We start from the raw sequence: 18,923 nt of genomic DNA on the forward strand, positions 1-18,923 counted from the left end.
TGTCTTCTTTTAGTGAACGAACACCGGCTTGCGTTCACACCTCGACATCTTCGGGATCGGCCGGCAACTGCCAATCGATCGGGGACCGCCCGCGCGACTGCAGGAAATCATTCGCCTTCGAAAAATGCCCGCAGCCGAAAAATCCGTTATGGGCCGAAAGCGGCGAAGGATGCGGCGCCCTGAGCACGAGATGCCGCGTCGTATCGACAAAAGCCGCCTTGCGCTGGGCATAGGAGCCCCAGAGCATGAAAACGACGGCTTCGCACTCGTCGTTGACTTTGCGGATGACGGCGTCGGTGAAGCGCTCCCACCCCTTGCCCTGATGGGCGGCCGCCTGCCCTTCCTCGACAGTCAGCACGCTGTTCAGCAGCAGCACGCCCTGCCTTGCCCAATGTTCGAGAAAACCGTGACGCGCCGGCGCTATGCCAAGATCCGTCTGCATCTCCTTATAGATATTGATGAGCGAGGGCGGGATGCGCACGCCCGGCCGCACGCTGAAACACAGCCCATGGGCCTGCCCCAGCCCGTGATAGGGATCCTGCCCGAGAATGACGACCTTGACGCTGAAGATCGGCGTCAGGTCGAGGGCGCGGAAATATTCACTGCCCCGGGGGAAAATGCGCTTACCGCCCTGCTTCTGCGCGACAAGAAAGGATTTGAGCTGCTGCATATAGGGGCTTGAGAACTCCCCAGCCAAGGCGGCTTTCCAGCTCTCTTCGAGACTGACTGATGTATCGCTCATCCAGCAAACCCTTCGCATATGCCGAAACAACGGACACACGGTTCTAACAAAATCGATCTACGCTGCAATGCCTGTCGGCTCGGCAATGGGTCCAGGCAGATAGAATCGGCGAAAGAAGGTTGCGATGGCTGTCCGAGGCACGGCCGTCCGTGTTTAACTATATGACGGCTTTGGTATTTACGCCGGCTGGCAGCCTGAGTAGAACCTTATGATAAACCGGAGACATGTCTTCAAATGAAATTCGGCACGAGCGGCCTTCGCGGACTTTCAGTGGATCTCAAGGGACGCGCCTCTGCGCTTTATGCGACGGCGTTCGGCAGATATCTGCTGCAGACCGGCAGGGCGCAACTCGGCGACGCCATTCTGATCGGCCGCGATTTTCGCGATTCGAGCCCCGATATTTCGGGAAATTGTGCCGGCGCACTCACCGCACTCGGCTTCCGGGTATTGGACTGCGGCAATGTCCCGACACCCGCCCTTGCCCTCTATGGCCTCGAGAGCAACGCTGCATGCCTGATGGTGACGGGCTCGCATATTCCGGCAGACCGCAACGGCATCAAGTTCTATCGCCCGGACGGCGAGATCGACAAATCGGACGAGGCTCATATCACCGCATCGGCGGCCGAGATCGAGCGAACAGGTGAGACCGTTGCAGAGGCCCCGGCTGAAACCGAAGATCATGAGGCGATCTGCCGTCAGCTGTTTTTCCAACGCAACGCCGACCTGCTGCCGCAAGGCGCACTGTCCGGCTTGAAGATCGGCGTCTACCAACACAGCACCGTCGCCCGTGATATGCTGGTTGACGTTCTCGCCCATTATGGCGCCGAGATCATTGCTCTTGGACGTTCGGAGAGTTTCATTCCCGTCGACACCGAAGCCGTTTCCGACGAGACGATCACGCTAATGAAACGCTGGGCGTCCGAGCACAAATTCGATGCGATCGTCTCGACCGATGGCGACGGCGACCGTCCGCTGGTGGCAGACGAAACCGGCATGCCGCTGCGCGGCGATCTTCTCGGCCTTGTCGCAGCCAATTTTCTCGGCGCCGGCACGGTCGTGACGCCCGTGACCTCCAATTCCGGCATCGAGGCCGCTGGCTCTTTCGCTGTCAAGCGCACCCGCGTCGGTTCGCCTTTCGTCATCGCAGGCATGGAAGAGGCCGTAGCCGCCAGCAAAGATCATGTCATGGGCTTCGAAGCCAATGGCGGGCTGCTGACCGCAACCCCTTTCGATATCAACGGCAGATCCGTGCGCGCCTTGCCGACGCGCGACTGTTTTCTCCCGATGCTTGCAATCCTGTCGCTCGCCGCCCTTCGCAGGCAGCCGCTTTCGGCCGTTGCCGCCTCCTACCATCTGCCCTTTGCCGCCGCCGATCGCCTAGAGAATTTTCCGTTGGAGACGAGTGCTGCGCTGATGGAGCATCTGCGCGCCTCCGGTGAAAACCTTGCCGCTTTCCTGCAGCCGATCGGCGAGGTGGCGGCGAAATCCGACATAGACGGACTTCGCGTGACGCTGAAAGACGGTAGAATCATACATTTTCGCCCCTCCGGCAATGCGCCCGAAATGCGCTGCTACGTCGAAGCCGGCAGCGAAACCGCAGCCCTGGATCTGCTGAAGGCTGGGCTCACCCGAATAATGCACTGGGCAAACGCCCGCTGAACATGCCACGAACAAGCTTTTTTCAAGGAACCCGCCTATGACGCAGAAAATCGTTCCCGTGATCATGGCCGGCGGCAAAGGCACGCGGCTCTGGCCGCTTTCCCGTGCCACCGCCCCGAAACAGTTCATCCAGTTCGTCGGCAATAAGACGTTGTTTCAGGAGACGCTCGAACGCGTTTCCAACCCGGAGCTCTATGAAGCCCCGATCATCGTCACCAATGAGGAATTTCGCTTCCTGGTCGCCGAGCAGGCCCGTACGCTGGGCATTCCGCTCGCCGCGGTGCTGCTTGAGCCGGTCGCCCGCAACACCGCCGCCGCGGTGGCCGCCGCCGCTACCCTTGCCGCCGAGCTTTTCGGCAAGAACACCATCATCCAGATGCTCGCCTCGGATCACGAGATCCTCGCCGACAAGAGCTATTTCGATTGCATCCGCATCGCCCGGAATGCTGCAGCCGACGGCAAGCTCGTTACCTTCGGCATCAGCCCCACCGAGCCGGCAACCGGCTACGGCTATATCGAAATCGGCGATGCGCTTGAAAATGGCGCCCACAAGGTCAGCCGTTTTGTGGAAAAACCGGCATTGGAAAGGGCCGAGCAGATGCTTGCCGACGGCGGCTTCTATTGGAACTCCGGCATCTTCATGTTCCCGGTGGAGGAACTCATCGCCGAGCTGCAGGAATATGCGCCCGATGTGCTGAAAGCAGCGAGCAAAGCCGTTTCCAAGGCAAGCCGCGACCTCGACTTTACCCGTCTCGACGCCGACCATTTCGCCAAGAGCCCCGATATCTCAATCGACTACGCGATTATGGAAAAGACCTCCAAGGCCGCTGTCGTCCCCTCGCCGTTCAAATGGTCGGACATGGGAAGCTGGGATGCCGTTTGGAAATCTGGCGTGCGTGATGACAACGGCAATGTCGCTGCCGCAAACACCACCGTCGTCAACACGCGCAACTCGTTGGTCATGACCCACGGCGTGCATCTTGCAGTACAGGGCATGGAGGATGTGGCCGTCATCGCCAGCGAGGACGCCGTCTATGTCGGACCGCTCAAAGACAGCCAGAATGTCGGGCAATTGGTCAAGATGCTGGCCTCCTCTTCCGCCACGGCGAAATTCACCGAAACCCATCCGACATCCTATCGTCCCTGGGGCGGCTATACCTCGATCTTCAACGGCGATCGCTTCCAGGTGAAGCGTATCTTCGTGACGCCGGGCAAGAAGCTCTCGCTGCAAAAACACCACCATCGCTCCGAACACTGGGTCGTCGTCAAGGGAACCGCCGAGGTGACGGTCGGAGAAACCGTGCGGATGCTGCGCGAAAACGAGAGCGTCTATATTCCGCTCGGCGAAGTCCATCGTCTGGCCAACCCCGGCAAGATCCTCCTCGAACTGATCGAGGTGCAGACGGGCTCCTATCTCGGCGAGGACGACATCATCCGCATCGTCGATGAATTCGGAAGAACGTGACGTCGCCGCCGGACTGGCGGCCCCAAACAATGCCGCCTTTTCCGGCGCGACCGCCATCGCTGTTGAATTCTCTATCGGACTTCTCGTAGAATGGACGCACCGAGAGACATGACCGGAGATATCCCCTGATGCGCATCCTGCCCGCCCTCGCCGGATTTCTTTTAATCATGGCCCCGGCAATGGCGTTTGCCGAAGCCGGAAAGATGCGAACCGCAAGCGAAGCTGAAATCCGCGAGCACCTGCCGGGCACGTCGGAGCTGAAAGAAAGCAGCAACGGTTACGAATATCGCCAGGGCAACAGCAATGGCTACAAGATAACCAATGGCCAAGTGTGCGTCCGGTTTGCCAATAAGTCGACCGACTGCGTCAGTGTGAAGACCGACGGCGAGAAATTTCAGATGATCGACAAGAAAGGCGGCAGGACGAAGTTTTGACTTTGACCGGCAGCTTATTTTGCCGGTGAAGTTTCACCGTCCCTGTCGAGAACGAATTCTGCGATCAGACCGGAATGGTTCGAGCCAAGATTGTCATCGAGATGTTTCAGCGATGTCAGATGAAGCGGCGCGCGCGCAAATATGTGATCGATGGCGATCCCCAATGAGCCGGCAGCAATCGGCCATGTCGCCGGTTCGGGCACGATTGTCTTCAGTCCCTGTTTGCGCAGGAAAGCCTGGATGCTCGGGGCAATCGACGAAGAGTTGAAATCGCCTGACAGCACCACAGGGCCGTCGATCGAGCCGAGCGTTTTCGCGAGATCTTCCAATTCAGCCATCTGGAAATCGTCGAAATATGGTTTGCTCAGATGCGCCGATACCAGATTGACGGTTTCGCCGCCGAAGTCGACGCTCGATATAACCAGCCTGTTTTTCCGCAGACTGCCCATGCTAACGACCTGCTGGTTGAGGAATGGGCGTTTGGACAGCACCAGCGTATCGCACGTATCCTTCCCGGTGTCGCAACCGATATGATAGGGATAGGCCTTGAACAATTGCTGCAGATGGAAGGCCAGCGGCTTTGCTTCAAGCAAATTGACGACATCGGCATTCGACGCGATCACCATGTCGGTAATGGCAGTCGAGTTTTTCCAGTTGTCGATCGCGATGTTGAACGACATCAGACGAAAAAGCGGCGGCCTGTCCGTGCCTCTACCGCCCTCCGAAAACTCGCCCAGCATGATGACGCCGTGAGCGATGAGAAGAAGCGAGACGAACAGAAGGACGAAGCCGTAAATCTGTCGCCTGACAGCCAGAATCACAAGGCTGGCGGCAACAAAGAGGACACCGAGGTGAAGCTGAAAGCTGTAGAGAAAGGACAGCAGCCAGAAGTTCGTGACATAGCGCAAGGATACGATCGCGATTGCAACGGTCAGAAACGCGCAGAGAATCCAATAAATTATCTCTCTCATCGATCCTGACCTGCTTGCAGACGACCCGCCGGCCATAACATGCAGGCCGGGATGTTGCAACGCAGCATAACGGCCGATGGCCGCGGCCGGGCTTTGGACGATACCGGCGGCCCTGCGTCATCCTGCAGGGCAGCGGGCAAAATGCCGTCAACCGCAGCAAAGGCCGCTGCCGCCTTCTCTTTCAAAGATCTATCGACTCGGCGTCTTCTTATCTTGTAAGTGGGGTCACGCGATACGGAATCGGCTTTTGCCGTCGGCAGCGAGCCGAGAGAAGGTGGGAATGCGCTACTTCATTACCGGGACGGCCGGCTTCATCGGTTTTCATCTGGCCAGGCGCCTGCTGCAGGAAGGCCACGAGGTCACCGGCTTCGACGGCCTCACTCCCTATTACAACGTCAAGCTCAAGGAGATGCGCCATGCAGCACTCTCCCAGTTCCCGGCCTTCAAACCGGTCATCGCTATGCTCGAAGATCGCGAAGCGCTTGAGGCAGCGGTTGTCGCGGCCAAGCCGGACATCCTGATCCACCTCGCCGCCCAGGCCGGCGTGCGATACAGCCTGGAAAATCCCGAGGCCTATCTTCGATCGAACGTCGAAGGCTCGTGGAACATCATGGAAATCGCCCGGCGCGTCGAAATCCGTCACCTGATGCTGGCCTCGACGTCATCGATCTACGGCGCCAATGCGACCGTTCCCTTTCACGAGACCGATCGCGCCGACGAGCCGCTGACCATCTATGCGGCGACGAAGAAATCGATGGAACTGATGGCGCACAGTTATGCCCATCTGCATAAAATCCCGACGACGGCCTTTCGCTTCTTCACCGTTTACGGGCCGTGGGGCCGTCCCGACATGGCGTTGTTCAAATTCACCAAGAACATGCTTGAGGGACAGCCGATCGAGATCTACGGCGAAGGCAATATGAGCCGTGACTTCACCTATATCGACGATCTCGTTGAGGGGATCGTCAGGCTGTCGGCAATCGCCCCTGGTGAGGATAACCGTCTGGACAACGTGGCTGTCGAAACGCTTTCGCGCCAGGCGCCCTTTCGGGTCGTCAATATTGGCGGCGGCCAGCCGGTCAGCCTGATGGATTTCGTCGAAACGGTGGAGAAGGCACTCGGCCGTCCGGCCATCCGCAAGATGCTGGCGATGCAGAAAGGCGACGTGCCGCGCACCTTCGCGGCCCCCGATCTGCTAGTTGCGCTGACGGGTTACAAGCCGGATACGACTTTGGATGTCGGCGTCAAGGCCTTCGTCGACTGGTATCTCGACGTCCGCGGCCAACTCGACGCCTAATTGGGTTACCTCAACGCCGACCCGAATTGTTCCCATAACCGGGAATATCAGGGGAGAAACGTCACCGCCGCAACCGCGTCGACCGCCTTCGAAAACACATAGTCGACGACAACGGTCAGCTTCTGCGAGCAGGTCTTGAGCTGATAACCCTCGCCTCCGATTTCAGCAGGGCTGCGCAGGACGAAAGGAACGCCCGGGCGCACGAAACCGGCGCGTGTCGTCAACGGAATTTCCGGCGAATGGCCAATGGCGGAGGTGTACATCAGGTCGCGGCCGAGGCTGGCGGGGCCGATGGCGAGCGCCGGCCCGGCAGCAGTGATGCTCAGAGTCAAAGCGATGGTGGCAACAATTTTGTGCATGTCGAAGTCCCCGTTTGCGGATCGGCGGGCTTCGCTTTGCCCGTCTCCAAACGATCGACGCGTCTGTCCACGCTTCGGTCGCTTTCATGAGACCACTCTACACATCAGTATTTGCAGGGCTTTTAAGCGGATCAGTCAAATTTTATGAAATTCGGCTTTCTGTCCCGATAGGGCACACGTGAAACGCCCCGAGGTCGCCAAGGCAAGATCGGCGGAATAACGAGGGACGCTGACCGCAATCTAGAGAACGCGATCCAGCTTCTTGTTGATATGCAGATTGGGCATCAATCCCGCACTTTGCGCGGCATGATAGGATTCGCGCGCCGCATCGAACGAGATCGACCACATGATGGCGCTCAGGAGCAGCGCAATAATATAAATTTGAATACGCATCTCATCGGCGATACGGAAAGAGCAAGGCAGTTTTGTGTCAAAAAATGACCGCGAAAATAGAAAAAATCGGCGGGCTTTTTCCCCGCGCGTTTGGCATCAGACATATTAGTATCGCGCGAATTTTGGCTACTGTTAGCAGCCAACCCCGAGGCTCGAGAGCCCTCGGAGGTCCCTCCGCCAGGGGCCTCTTTGCTTTTTTACCGACATTTACCGCAGGCGGCTGACATCCCCGATATATCGAGCTTGGCGAAGAATATATCAATCGATTGACTTATTTCGCGATCGGCGTTATAAAACTGTCATGAGTCAGGAACACGACACCCAAAACCCGCCAGCATCCGCCCGCGCCGAGGCCGCGCGCCAGAAGATGTTGGCCGCCGCTCTCGACGTCTTCGGCCGCTACGGTTTTGACGGCGCCTCGACACGGCAGCTGACCGAAGCCGCCGGCGTCAATCTGCAGGCGATCCCCTATTATTTCGGCAGCAAGGAAGGCCTCTATATCGCCACCGCCGAATATCTGATGGCCCGCATCGATACCCATGTCGGCGACATGAGAGCGCGCATCGGCACGCGCCTCATGGCGCTCGACGCCGCCGGCGAAAGGCTTGGCGAAACGCAAGCCCGTCTGTTCCTCACAGAAATTCTCCAGACGATGGTGACGCTTTTCGTCGGCAAGGAATCGGAATCCTGGGCGCGCTTCCTGATCCGCGAACAGATGGAGCCGACCGAAGCCTTCGCACGGATCTATCAGGGCATCATGCGGCCGATGATCGAGATGGGCCGGCGGCTGATCGGCGCCATCCTGGGTGAAGATCCCGCCTCGGAACACGTGCGCCTGCGCACCTTCAACCTTATCGGCAGCATCCTTGTGTTTCGCGTCACCCACGCGGCCGTGCTTGCCCAGATGGAATGGGACGCCGTTGGTCCGAAACAGGTGGAAACCTTGCGCGGCCTCGCCGCCGAACTGGTCGATATGCTCGGTCCATCGACGAAGGGAGGCGTAGCATGAAACGCCTCGTCTTCGTCGCCCTCCTTCTCCTCGTTGCGGCAGGCGCCGCCGCCTGGTGGTACGGCCTGCCTGAAAAGTTCGGCTGGCTGCCCGAGACCCGCCGCGAATTCGTCCTTTACGGCAATGTCGATATCCGCCAGGTCTCGCTCGGCTTCCGCGTCAGCGGCCGCCTCGCCGAACTCGGCGTCGACGAAGGCGATGTTGTCAAGAGCGGTACGGTGCTGGCGAAGCTCGATGCCGCACCCTATGAATTCGCCGTCCGTTCGGGCGAGGCCAACGCCGCGGCCCTTCGGGCGACGCTCGACAAGCTGAAGGCGGGTCCCCGCCCAACCGAGATCGCCCAGGCGCGCGCCGCCTATGACGAAAGCCTCGCCGATCTCGAAAATGCCAACCTCGCCTATGACCGAGCCCGCCAGCTTCGTCCGCAGGGCACGATTTCCGAAGCGACGCTCGACCAGGCGACCGCTGCAAAGGCAATGGCCGCCGCCCGCTCCGAGTCCGCCAACGAGGCGCTGAAACTGCTGCAGGAAGGTTCGCGCGTCGAGGATATCGCCGCCGCCGATGCACAGCTGAAGGCTGCGGAGGCAACGCTGGCCTCGGCCCGCACATCGCTTGCCGATACCGAACTGCGCGCACCGAACGACGGCGTCATCCTCTCGCGTGTGCGGGAGAATGGAGCCATCGTCTCGCCGGCCGATACCGTCTTCGTGCTCTCCCTGACCGAGCCCGTCTGGGTGCGCAGCTATGTCGCCGAGCCCGATCTCGGCCGCATCCACCCCGGCATGAAGGTTTCCGTCGCTTCCGATACGGCGCCTGACAGGCCGTATGACGGCACGATCGGCTTCATCTCGCCGGTCGCCGAATTCACCCCGAAATCGGTGGAGACACCGGAACTCAGGACTGATCTCGTCTATCGCCTGAGGATCGTCATCGACAAACCAGGCCCGGATCTGCGCCAGGGCATGCCGGTCACAGTGCGTCTTCCGACACGTGCGGCAGACGGACGATGACCGCCGCCGAAACCGCCCCCCAGACAGAGCGGGACGACAGGCCGCTCGTCCGGATCGACGGCGTCACCAAACGCTTCGGCGAAGCGCCCGCAGCCCTCGACGCCGTCTCCGGCATCATCGGTGGCGGTGCGATCACCGGCCTCGTCGGCCCTGACGGCGCCGGCAAGACGACGCTGATCCGTCTGATGACCGGGCTGATGCTGCCCGATGCGGGGACAGTGGAGGTTCTCGGCTTCGACACCAGGAAGAACGCCGCCGGCATCCAGGCGGCAATCGGCTACATGCCGCAGCGCTTCGGCCTCTATGAGGATCTCTCGGTGCAGGAAAATCTCGATCTCTATGCCGATCTGCGCGGCCTGCCGAAAAGCGAGCGCGCCGGCGCCTTCGACGAACTGCTGACCTTCACCGACCTCAAGCGCTTCACCGGCAGGCTCGCCGGCAAACTCTCCGGCGGCATGAAGCAGAAGCTCGGCCTTGCCTGTGCGCTTTTGAAGAAGCCACGCCTGCTGCTGCTCGACGAGCCCGGCGTCGGCGTTGACCCGATCTCGCGCCGCGACCTCTGGAAGATGGTCGAGAACCTGACGAAGGAAGGCATCGGCGTGCTGTGGTCGACCGCCTATCTCGACGAGGCGGAAGCCTGCGACCATGTCCTGCTGCTGAACCAGGGAAAGCTGCTCTTCTCGGGAAAACCCGCGGAGATGACCGAGCGCGTCAACGACCGGGTCTTCAGGGTGTCTGATGTCGCCGGGCGCCGCCGGCAGGTGCTTGCCGAGCTCCTGCAGGCCGATGGCGTCATCGACGGCGTGATCCAGGGCGAAGCGATCCGCCTGGTGGCCGCCAAGGACAAAAAGCCCGATATCGGCAAGGCGGGCGATGGCGCATCGCTTAGCCCCGCCCCGCCTCGTTTCGAGGATGCCTTCGTCGACATGCTTGGCGGCGGCCCCGGCGGCCGCTCCAGCCTTGCCGAGGCGCAGGAGCCGCTCACGGCTGAGGGCGACCGGCCGGTGATCGAGGCCAAGAGCTTGACGAAACGCTTCGGCGATTTCACCGCCGCCGAGGATATCAGCTTCGATATCCGCCGCGGTGAGATCTTCGGCTTGCTCGGCCCGAACGGCGCCGGCAAATCCACCACCTTCAAGATGCTCTGCGGCCTGTTGAAGCCGACCGGCGGCGAAGGCCGCGTCGCCGGCTTCGACCTTCGCCGCGATGCCGGAAAAGCCCGCAACCAGCTCGGCTACATGGCGCAGAAATTCTCGCTTTACGGCGATCTCACCGTCATGCAGAATCTCGAATTCTTCGCTGGTGTCTATGGCCTGCGTGGGCAGCGCAAGCGCGAACGAATCGCGCTGATGGCCGGCATTTTCGATTTCGGCCGCCACGCCCGCGAGCCCGCCAAGGACCTGCCGCTTGGCCTGAAGCAGCGCCTGGCGCTTGCCTGCGCCGTCATGCACGAACCGCGCGCTCTCTTCCTCGATGAACCGACATCGGGCGTCGATCCGATCACCCGCCGCGAATTCTGGACGCATATCAACGCACTGGTCGAAAAGGGCGTCACCGTGCTCGTCACCACGCATTTCATGGACGAGGCGGAATATTGCGACCGAATCTCGCTGATCTATCGCGGCCGCTCGATCGCGCTCGGCTCGCCGGATGAATTGAAGGCGCGCGTGGCAACGAGAGAGCAACCGGACCCGACGATGGAGGATGCCTTCATCGCCCTGGTGCAACAATCGGAAGCGGAGGATGCCGCATGAGCGCCTCTTCCGGTCGGCGTCGGCGTCTTTTTGCCCTCGTGCGCAAGGAGAGTTTCCAGGCGATCCGCGATCCGAGCAGCATCCTCATTGCCTTCGTGTTGCCGCTGATCCTGCTCTTTCTCTTCGGCTACGGCGTCTCGCTCGACACGACCCGCACCCGCATCGGCCTCGTGACCGAGGAACTGACGCCGCTGACACAGGACCTGTCGGCGAGCTTCCAGGCCTCGCGCTATTTCGATGTTGCAATGGGCCGCGACCGGCGACTGTTCGAGGAAGATCTCGTACTCGGCAAGGTGCGCGGCATCGTCGTCATCCCGGCCGATTTCACCACGCGTTACACTGCAGCCAACCGTCCCGCCATCCAGGTGATCGTTGATGGTTCCGACCCGAACACCGCCAATTTCGTCCAGAACTACGCCCAGGGCGCCGTCGCCAACTGGGAAGAGCAGCGGCAGGCCGACGTCGCCTCCCGTAGTCCCGCCATCGCGGTCGAGCAGCGCTTCTGGTTCAATCCGGAGCTCAAGAGCCGCAATTTTCTCGTGCCCGGCTCGATCGCCATCGTCATGACGCTCGTCGGCACGCTGCTGACCTCGCTCGTCGTCGCCCGCGAATGGGAACGCGGCACCATGGAGGCGATGATGGCGACGCCGGTGACAGCGGTCGAACTGCTCACCGGCAAGATCCTGCCCTATTTCCTGCTCGGCCTCACCTCGATGACGCTCTGCGTGCTACTCGCGGTCTTTCTCTTCGGCGTGCCGTTCCGCGGCTCCGTCGCCGCCCTTTACGCGCTTTCGGCCGCCTTCCTGATCCCGGCGCTGGGGCAAGGCCTGTTGATCTCGACCGCAACGAAGAACCAGTTCCTCGCCTCGCAGCTGGCGCTGATCTCAGCCTTCCTGCCGGCCTTCCTGCTCTCGGGCTTCCTGTTCGAGATCAATTCCATGCCGAGGATTATCCAGTGGATCACCTTCATCGTGCCGGCGCGTTACCTGATCCCCAGCCTACAGACAGTGTTTCTCGCCGGCGATATCTGGCCGATGTTCGCAAAGGCAATCGCCGTCATGCTGGCGATCGGAGCCGTCATGTTCGTGCTTGCGGCCCGCAGCACCCGGAAGAGGATCGGCTGAGATGGGATGGACAAGGCTCTACGCCCTCATCATCAAGGAGCTGCTCGCCGTGCTGCGCGACCCCAAGGGCCGCGCCATCCTGATCGGCCCACCGATCGTCCAGCTTCTGGTCTTCTCCTATGCCGCCACACTCGAAGTGCGCAATGTCGACGTGATGATCCTCAACCGCGACAGCGGTCACTGGGGCCAGGAGCTGATCGAGCGTATCGACGGCTCGCCGACCTTCCGCCGGATCGCGATGGCGGGAAGCCAGGCGGATATCAGGATGGCGATCGATAACCAGACGGCCATCGCGGCAATCGAGATCGGCCCGGACTTTTCGCGCAATATCGAGGCGGGAACGCCTGTTGATCTGCAGGTGGTGCTCGACGGTCGCCGTTCCAATGCCTCACAGATCGTCGCCGGCTACCTCTCGCAGATCGGCGGCGCCCTTGCCGCCGAAACACCGGCAGGCAGACGCGCCGGCGCCGGCATTGTCTCGTCGGTGCCGCGCAACTGGTTCAACCCGAACCTCACCTACCAATGGTTCATGGTGCCGAACCTGATCGCCAGCATCGCGCTCTTGATTGGCCTGATCGTCACGGCCTTGTCGATCGCCCGCGAGCGCGAGCTCGGCACATTCGACCAGTTGATGGTCTCGCCGCTGCGCCTGCACGAAATCCTGATCGGCAAGCTGATCCCGCCGATGATGATCGGCCTCTTCCACATCACCGTCTATATCCTGGCCGCCGTCTTCCTGTTCGAGGTGCCGCTCCGCGGTTCGCTATTCCTGCTTTACGGCAGCGCGGTTTTCTATCTCGGCTCGGTCGCCGGCCTCGGCCTCTTCATTTCGGCGCTGTCGATGACGCAGCAGCAGGCGATCCTCGGCGCCTTCCTGTTCATGGTCCCGGCCATGCTGCTCTCGGGTTTCGCGACGCCGATCGAGAACATGCCGGCATGGCTGCAGCCGGTGACGCTGATCAACCCGCTGCGTTATTTCCTGGTGATCGTCAAAGGCGTTTTCCTCAAGGATATCCCCCTGAGCGAGGTTGTGAACCAGACGATCCCGCTGGCGCTGATCGCCGGCGTCACACTCAGCGCTGCCGCCTGGCTCTTCCGCCGGCGCCTGGAATAATCCAATACCGCCACATGCTTCGGTCGCCTCACAGAATGTGAACCGGCCTGCCAAAGCGTGATTCTCCTGCCGGAACCTCGGATTGGCGTGGTCGTTACCCAAACGCAACCCCAGCAAAGGAGAAGCAAAATGTACAAGATCCTACTTGTCTCCAGCGCCCTTGCGCTGTCGTCTTTTGCCACCAATGCGTTCGCTGATGGCGCCGTGACCGGTGCAGCCGGCGGCGCCATCACCGGCGCGATCGTCGGTGGCCCCGTGGGTGCTGCCATTGGCGGCGTGGCCGGCGGTGTCGCCGGTGCCGTTGTCGATCCGCCGCCGCGCGAGGTCGTCACCTATGTCCAGCAGCAGCCTGCCCCGACCGCCTCGGTGGTGGTCCAGGAGCCCATCGTCGTCGGCAAGCCGCTTCCGGCTGATGTCGTCGTGACGCCGGTGCCCGACAATCCGAAATATGCCTACACCGTCATCAATGATCGCCATGTGATCGTCGAGCCGCGCACCCACCGTGTGGTTCAGGTGATAGAATAATCAAGCAACCGAAGCCGCCTGCTGCGGCTCGGCAACTTCCGGCCCCGCCTCGGCGGGGCCCTTTTTCGTGAGATTGCGGAAACGCATTAATGCTTGTCGCCGGTTCATGCCCTGTAAGCGACGAGCACGGCGCCGCCGGCGATCATGATAACGCCGAGCCAGTTGGGAAGCGTCAGGCGTTCACCCAGGAAGAGCACCGCGAAGACGGCCACGAAGACGACGGATAGCTTGTCGATCGGGGCGACCCGCGCAGCATCCCCGAGCTTCAGAGCCCGGAAATAGCAAATCCAGGATGCGCCGGTGGCAAGGCCGGAGAGCACCAGGAAGAGCCAGCTCCTGCTCGACACCGAAGACGGTTCCTGCCAGTTGCCAGTGATGGAGACCATCATTCCCGCCGCCAGCAGGATAACGATGGTGCGAATGAAGGTCGCGAAGTCGGAATTGACGTTCTCGACGCCGACCTTGGCGAAAATCGCCGTGAGCGCTGCAAACCCCGCGGAAAGAAGCGCCCAAAGCGGCCAGCTTGTCAGAAGGCTTTTCATCCCGCTTGTCCTTGCCCCGTTGCACCTCATCCTAAGGCAAATCAGACCTTCAGCTCGCGCCGCTCGCGCTCGGTCACCATGGCGAGATCCAGCACCTTCTGCAGGTTGGCGGCGTGGCGGAAGTTCGGGTCCGGCTGGACACCGGTTGCCACGGCCTCGGCAAAACGCTCGTAGTTGGTCGCCACCGGTTCAACCTCGATCTGCGTCCAGGTGGCGGTTTCGACACCCTCCCCAAGGCAGCCATGCAGTTCCGAACCGCTGGGGCGGTGGATGACCTCAAGGCTGCCTTTTTCGCCGTAGATGCGCAACTTCAGCTCGTTCAGATGACCTGTCGCCCAGCGGCTGGCGTGGATGACGCCGAGTGCACCATTGGCGAAATCGACCGACATGGTGAAGCTGTCATTGGCATCCAGCATATATTCGCCGATCTGTCCGCCCGGCGCCTTATTGAAGGTCTTCAATCGTGCAAAGACGTGGTCGATGTCGGTCGCTGCGCCATAGGCGGCGAAATCGAGGATATGGATGCCGACATCGCCAAGCACGCCGTTCGAGCCGTGGCCGGTGGAAAGCCGCCACAGCCAGGTCGATTCCGTGCGCCAATCGCCCCAGGCACGCGACACGAGCCAGCTCTGCAGATAGGAGGCTTCCACATGCCTGATCGTGCCGAGCTCGCCTGATAGCACCATCTCGCGGGCGCGCTGCAACGGCGCGACATTGCGATAGGTCAGGTTCACCATGTTGATGACGCCGGCCTTTTCCGCCGCCTCCGTCATCTCCAGCGCCTTCGCATAGTTCTCCGCCAGCGGCTTTTCGCAGAATACATGTTTGCCGGCAGCAATCAGCGCCATGGTCGTCGGGTGGTGGATCCGGTCGGGCGTGACATTCGTCGCCGCATCGAATTCACCCCAGGCGATCGCCTCGTCCAGTGAAAGAAACCGTTTTTCGATATTGAACTTGTCGGCGAAGGCGGAAAGCCGTTCGGGATCGGTGTCGACGGCGCCGACCACCGTCACGCCGTCGATGAGAGAGAAGCGGGCAAGCTGGTTTTTCGCCATCACTCCGGTGCCAAGAACGAGTAGTCGCATGGATGCTCCTCAGCGGTAACCGGCTTCGCCGGCCTGATGCAGTTTCGGGCCGCGTTCGACGATCGGCTCCAGGGCCCTTTCTACCGGCACATTTGGGGCGTCGGTAATTCCAGTCAACGACCCTTGCGGGTTGTACGCCCATTTGACGCCGTTGATCAGCACCTTCTGGATGGTGGCGTCGTGATAGGTCGGATAGGTCTCGTGGCCGGGCCGGAAGTAGAAGATGTTGCCGGCGCCGCGCCGCCAGGTCAGGCCGGAGCGGAACACTTCGCCGCCCTGGAACCAGGAAATGAACACCGTTTCGAGCGGCTCCGGCACCGAGAACTGCTCGCCATACATCTCCTCGTTCTCGAGCTCGAAATGCTCGCCGATGCCGGCGGCGATCGGATGGCGCGGATTGATCGTCCACAGCCGCTCACGCTCGCCCGCCTCGCGCCATTTCAGCGCGCAGGGCGTGCCCATCAGCCGTTTGAAGATTTTCGAGAAATGGCCCGAATGCAGCACAAGCAGGCCCATGCCTTCCCAGACGCGCTTGGCGACGCGCTCGACGACGACATCGGAGACAGCGCCGTGATCCTTATGGCCCCACCAGGTCAGCACGTCGGTTTCGGCAAGCCGGGCTTCACTCAACCCGTGTTCCGGCTCCTGCAGCGTCGCCGTCGTCGCCGAAATGCCGGGATCGGTGTTCAGCGCATTGGCGATCGTCGTGTGCATGCCCTCGGGATAGATCCCCCGGACGATTGCATTGGTAGTCTCGTGGATATTCTCTCCCCAGACGACGGTGCGAATGGCCATGATGTGCTCCTGCAGAAACTGGAAGTATCGATAGGCGGGAAGGCGGGATTCAAAGCGCTTTGGAAAACAGCGCTGGCTGCGCCTCGTCTCCTCCACGTCTCAGCAACACATAGACCTTTGTCAGGAATTTGACAAAGGGGAAAATTTATCGGTGGGATTCTGGTAATGCTGCACGCAATATCACAGCAATATCAATGGGAAACGGATTTGGAAAAGAGATTGACGACGACCACCCCTGAAATGATCAGTCCAAGCCCGACGATCGCCGGCAGATCAAGACGCTGCTTGAAGAATACCAGACCGACCGAGGAAATCAGCACGATTCCCAAAGCGCTCCAAATCGCATAGGCGATGCCGACGGGGATGCTTTTCAGCGTCAGCGACAGGCAATAGAAGGCGGCCGCATAACAGGCGACGACGAGCGCCGTCGGCCCGATTCGGGTAAACTGCTGCGACAGCTGCAGCGCGGTCGTGCCGATGACCTCGAGCACGATGGCAGCAAACAACAGCCCGTAGACGGCGGTTTGGCTCATGGCGAAATTCCTTCGGATTATTTCCCGGTCAGTTCGATAAGGCGATCGATGAGATCCCGTCTCAGAACGCCGTCGATATCATGGCTTTCCAGCGTATCCGCAAACCACAGCCCATCGGCGGCGAAACGCACGAGCTGTGCGTCGAGGGAAGAATCGGTGCCCACATATTCCTCCGCCCGCGCCTGCACCCATCGGCGCCAGCGAAGGCGTAGCCGGGGTTCGGCAAGAAGCGCGATCGTCACCTGCGTCCAACTCCTGGAATCCTCGGGACGATCCCTGAGACCGGATACGGCCCTCACATAGGCGCGGGTGAAGCGGCCCTGCGGCAGCGGATCGCCGCGCATCAGTTCCTCTATATCGGCGTCGAACTTTTCAAGCAGGCTCTCGAACAGGGCATCAAGCAGCGCATTCTTCGTCGGGAAGTGATGCAGCAGCCCGCCCTTGCTGACGCTGGAGGCGGCGGACACCGCATCGAGCGTGACGGCGGCCATGCCTTCGCTGGCAGCAAGGCGCGCCGCGACATCCAGCAACTGCTGGCGCACAAGGACGGGTTGCTTCTTGCGATGGTGAGCGTTCGACATGCGATTAAAAGATACCGTCCGGACGGTTTTGTCAAGGAGAATCGGTCGAAACCCCTGTGCTATAGGCATTATGTGCAAAATGCCGCGGCAGCTTGATGACAGTTGCGATCATTTTACCCCCGGTGCATGAAAGAGATTGTGTGGGGAATGACATTTGGGATGGTTTCGTGACGGAGAAGGTCACCACCCTATATGAAGCGATCGGCGGCGATCCCGTGGTGCGGGCGCTGACGCACCGTTTCTACGAACTGATGGACAAGCTGCCGGAGGCAGGCAACGTCCGCGCCGTGCACCCGCCGAGCCTTCACGGCAGCGAAGAGAAATTCTACGAATATATGAGCGGCTATCTCGGCGGCCCGCCGCTCTATACCGACAAGCGCGGCCATCCACGCCTGCGCAGTCGCCATTTCGTCGCCGAGATCGGCCCCGTCGAGCGCGACGAGTGGCTGCTTTGCTTCCGCCGCGCTCTCGACGAGACGATATCAAGCCAGGCGCTGCGCGACCTCATCTGGGCGCCGGTGGAGCGGCTCGCCTATCACATGCAGAACAAGGAATGACCATGAGCCTGAATGCGCGCCTGGAGCCAGTGCTCTATCTTTTTGCCGGCCTGTTCGGCGTCGCCGGCGTGGCTCTTGCTGCACTTGCCGCCCATGGCGGCGGCGAAGCCAACCTGGCGGCATCCGCATCCGCCATGTGCCTCGCGCATGCTCCTGCGCTGCTGGCATTGGCTCTTGGCACCGCCAAGCTCAAAACCGCCTGGCTGGCCGGTTTGCTCATGATTGTCGGAACGCTGCTCTTTGCCGGCGACCTCATGACCCTGCGTTTCACCGGCGCCGGCCTCTTCTCCTATGCCGCCCCGACCGGTGGCTGGGCGATGATGCTGGGGTGGCTGGCCGTTGCCGCCGGCGCCGTCTTGCGCGAACGGCGTTGAGGAAGTTGGGAAGCTTGACTTCCCGGTTCTGAGGATGGGCCACATCAGAGTAGCCATCCGCAAATTTGGCGGCTGTCGGGAAGCCCTACCTCTCCTCCCTGATTCCTGTGCTTGTCACAGGAATCCAGTGCGCCCAAGTCTTTGGGCGCGGGAGACCCAATTCAGGTCCTATATCATTCACGGCGCGGACGCGTCGTGGCTGGATTCCTGTGACAAGCACAGGAATGAGGGAGGGTGAGGAATGCCTCGCCTTCCCCCTGCAAAATCGCTCGAACCCCGTTATATGCCCTCGACGACGTTGAAACCTTCGAAAACAGGCGGGCCCTTGTACATGGCCTTGCGGTCGCCGGCATTGCGGTGCGCCGCGCGAAAATTCTCGGACTTCGTCCAGTTCTGGAAATCCGCTTCGCTCGTCCAGACCGTGTGCGAGGAATAGAGCGTATAGCCCTCCTCTTCGCTGGCCTTGCCGCGCAGCAGGCGGAATTCGACGAAACCGGGTACCTTGGCCAGGCTGGAATCGCGATTGCGCCAGACTGTCTCGAAATCACCTTCGTTCCCGGCTGTGACCTTGAAGCGGTTCATTGCGATATACATGCGATC

22 protein-coding genes are annotated in these 18,923 nt (G+C 61.0%); 12 read left to right on the forward strand and 10 right to left on the reverse strand.

What is annotated here, in order from left to right:
• Positions 1–34 precede the first annotated feature (34 nt).
• A complete protein-coding gene (ung, locus tag K6N12_RS23945) occupies positions 35–742 on the reverse strand; it encodes a uracil-DNA glycosylase (protein ID WP_097626364.1) in 708 nt (235 codons plus the stop codon).
• A gap of 234 nt (positions 743–976) precedes the next feature.
• On the opposite strand from ung, the gene K6N12_RS23950 reads away from it, so the two are divergent.
• From K6N12_RS23950 to K6N12_RS23960, 3 genes are all read left to right on the forward strand, one after another.
• A complete protein-coding gene (locus K6N12_RS23950; RefSeq protein WP_097626362.1) occupies positions 977–2,401 on the forward strand; it encodes a phosphomannomutase in 1,425 nt (474 codons plus the stop codon).
• A gap of 37 nt (positions 2,402–2,438) precedes the next feature.
• A complete protein-coding gene (locus K6N12_RS23955; protein ID WP_097626360.1) occupies positions 2,439–3,866 on the forward strand; it encodes a mannose-1-phosphate guanylyltransferase/mannose-6-phosphate isomerase in 1,428 nt (475 codons plus the stop codon).
• 128 nt (positions 3,867–3,994) lie between these two features.
• The gene (locus K6N12_RS23960) at positions 3,995–4,300 is read left to right on the forward strand and encodes a hypothetical protein (RefSeq protein ID WP_003590675.1); all 306 of its coding nucleotides are present in this window, start codon (positions 3,995–3,997) and stop codon (positions 4,298–4,300) included.
• A gap of 14 nt (positions 4,301–4,314) precedes the next feature.
• Here K6N12_RS23960 and K6N12_RS23965 read toward each other — a convergent pair whose 3' ends face one another.
• Positions 4,315–5,271, reverse strand: a complete 957-nt coding sequence (locus K6N12_RS23965) for an endonuclease/exonuclease/phosphatase family protein (RefSeq protein ID WP_097626358.1) — start codon at positions 5,269–5,271, stop codon at positions 4,315–4,317.
• A gap of 280 nt (positions 5,272–5,551) precedes the next feature.
• Between K6N12_RS23965 and K6N12_RS23970 the strand changes: the two genes are divergently transcribed.
• Positions 5,552–6,568, forward strand: a complete 1,017-nt coding sequence (locus K6N12_RS23970; protein ID WP_097626356.1) for an NAD-dependent epimerase/dehydratase family protein — start codon at positions 5,552–5,554, stop codon at positions 6,566–6,568.
• 47 nt (positions 6,569–6,615) lie between these two features.
• Here K6N12_RS23970 and K6N12_RS23975 read toward each other — a convergent pair whose 3' ends face one another.
• Together K6N12_RS23975 and K6N12_RS23980 are read right to left on the reverse strand one after the other, a co-directional pair.
• Complete coding sequence (locus K6N12_RS23975; RefSeq protein ID WP_097626354.1) at positions 6,616–6,927, reverse strand: hypothetical protein; 312 nt, start codon at positions 6,925–6,927, stop codon at positions 6,616–6,618.
• A 240-nt stretch (positions 6,928–7,167) separates the two neighbouring features.
• Positions 7,168–7,320, reverse strand: coding sequence for a hypothetical protein (locus K6N12_RS23980; RefSeq protein WP_003581757.1), 153 nt, complete (start codon positions 7,318–7,320; stop codon positions 7,168–7,170).
• 301 nt (positions 7,321–7,621) lie between these two features.
• Between K6N12_RS23980 and K6N12_RS23985 the strand changes: the two genes are divergently transcribed.
• The 6 genes from K6N12_RS23985 (at position 7,622) to K6N12_RS24010 (ending at position 13,856) form a co-directional block, all read left to right on the forward strand.
• Positions 7,622–8,329, forward strand: coding sequence for a CerR family C-terminal domain-containing protein (locus K6N12_RS23985; protein ID WP_097626352.1), 708 nt, complete (start codon positions 7,622–7,624; stop codon positions 8,327–8,329).
• Positions 8,326–9,339, forward strand: coding sequence for a secretion protein HlyD (hlyD, locus tag K6N12_RS23990; protein ID WP_097626350.1), 1,014 nt, complete (start codon positions 8,326–8,328; stop codon positions 9,337–9,339). Before K6N12_RS23985 ends, hlyD begins: the two co-directional genes overlap by 4 nt.
• A complete protein-coding gene (locus K6N12_RS23995; protein ID WP_097626348.1) occupies positions 9,336–11,093 on the forward strand; it encodes an ATP-binding cassette domain-containing protein in 1,758 nt (585 codons plus the stop codon). Before hlyD ends, K6N12_RS23995 begins: the two co-directional genes overlap by 4 nt.
• Positions 11,090–12,217, forward strand: a complete 1,128-nt coding sequence (locus K6N12_RS24000) for an ABC transporter permease (protein ID WP_097626346.1) — start codon at positions 11,090–11,092, stop codon at positions 12,215–12,217. The genes K6N12_RS23995 and K6N12_RS24000 overlap by 4 nt, the downstream gene beginning before the upstream one ends.
• Position 12,218: 1 nt before the next feature.
• The gene (locus tag K6N12_RS24005; RefSeq protein ID WP_097626344.1) at positions 12,219–13,331 is read left to right on the forward strand and encodes an ABC transporter permease; all 1,113 of its coding nucleotides are present in this window, start codon (positions 12,219–12,221) and stop codon (positions 13,329–13,331) included.
• Positions 13,332–13,460: 129 nt separating this feature from the next.
• Positions 13,461–13,856 carry a DUF1236 domain-containing protein gene (locus K6N12_RS24010; RefSeq protein ID WP_097626342.1) on the forward strand — a complete coding sequence of 132 codons (396 nt, stop codon included), beginning with the start codon at positions 13,461–13,463 and terminating at the stop codon, positions 13,854–13,856.
• A 104-nt stretch (positions 13,857–13,960) separates the two neighbouring features.
• Here the strand turns inward: K6N12_RS24010 and K6N12_RS24015 are convergent, their stop codons facing one another.
• The 5 genes from K6N12_RS24015 to K6N12_RS24035 all read right to left on the reverse strand — a co-directional run bounded on the left by K6N12_RS24015 (position 13,961) and on the right by K6N12_RS24035 (position 17,392).
• Complete coding sequence (locus K6N12_RS24015) at positions 13,961–14,398, reverse strand: EamA family transporter (RefSeq protein WP_097626340.1); 438 nt, start codon at positions 14,396–14,398, stop codon at positions 13,961–13,963.
• Positions 14,399–14,439: 41 nt separating this feature from the next.
• Positions 14,440–15,483, reverse strand: coding sequence for a Gfo/Idh/MocA family protein (locus K6N12_RS24020; protein ID WP_097626338.1), 1,044 nt, complete (start codon positions 15,481–15,483; stop codon positions 14,440–14,442).
• A gap of 9 nt (positions 15,484–15,492) precedes the next feature.
• Positions 15,493–16,278 carry a ThuA domain-containing protein gene (locus K6N12_RS24025; protein ID WP_131711329.1) on the reverse strand — a complete coding sequence of 262 codons (786 nt, stop codon included), beginning with the start codon at positions 16,276–16,278 and terminating at the stop codon, positions 15,493–15,495.
• A gap of 191 nt (positions 16,279–16,469) precedes the next feature.
• Positions 16,470–16,811 carry a DMT family transporter gene (locus tag K6N12_RS24030; protein ID WP_097629078.1) on the reverse strand — a complete coding sequence of 114 codons (342 nt, stop codon included), beginning with the start codon at positions 16,809–16,811 and terminating at the stop codon, positions 16,470–16,472.
• 17 nt (positions 16,812–16,828) lie between these two features.
• Positions 16,829–17,392, reverse strand: a complete 564-nt coding sequence (locus tag K6N12_RS24035; RefSeq protein ID WP_097629079.1) for a TetR/AcrR family transcriptional regulator — start codon at positions 17,390–17,392, stop codon at positions 16,829–16,831.
• 167 nt (positions 17,393–17,559) lie between these two features.
• Between K6N12_RS24035 and K6N12_RS24040 the strand changes: the two genes are divergently transcribed.
• Both K6N12_RS24040 and K6N12_RS24045 read left to right on the forward strand, forming a co-directional pair.
• On the forward strand, positions 17,560–17,949 hold the full coding sequence (locus K6N12_RS24040) for a group II truncated hemoglobin (protein WP_097629190.1): 390 nt from the start codon (positions 17,560–17,562) through the stop codon (positions 17,947–17,949).
• Between the two features lie 2 nt (positions 17,950–17,951).
• Positions 17,952–18,323 carry a DUF423 domain-containing protein gene (locus tag K6N12_RS24045; protein ID WP_097629191.1) on the forward strand — a complete coding sequence of 124 codons (372 nt, stop codon included), beginning with the start codon at positions 17,952–17,954 and terminating at the stop codon, positions 18,321–18,323.
• Positions 18,324–18,602: 279 nt separating this feature from the next.
• Here the strand turns inward: K6N12_RS24045 and hmuQ are convergent, their stop codons facing one another.
• Positions 18,603–18,917 (reverse strand): heme-degrading protein HmuQ, encoded by a 315-nt coding sequence (gene hmuQ / locus K6N12_RS24050; RefSeq protein ID WP_097629080.1) that lies wholly within the window; start codon positions 18,915–18,917, stop codon positions 18,603–18,605.
• Positions 18,918–18,923 lie beyond the last annotated feature (6 nt).

Source organism: Rhizobium redzepovicii, from assembly GCF_019793435.1.
In the GTDB taxonomy this organism is placed as follows: Bacteria; Pseudomonadota; Alphaproteobacteria; order Rhizobiales; family Rhizobiaceae; genus Rhizobium; species Rhizobium redzepovicii.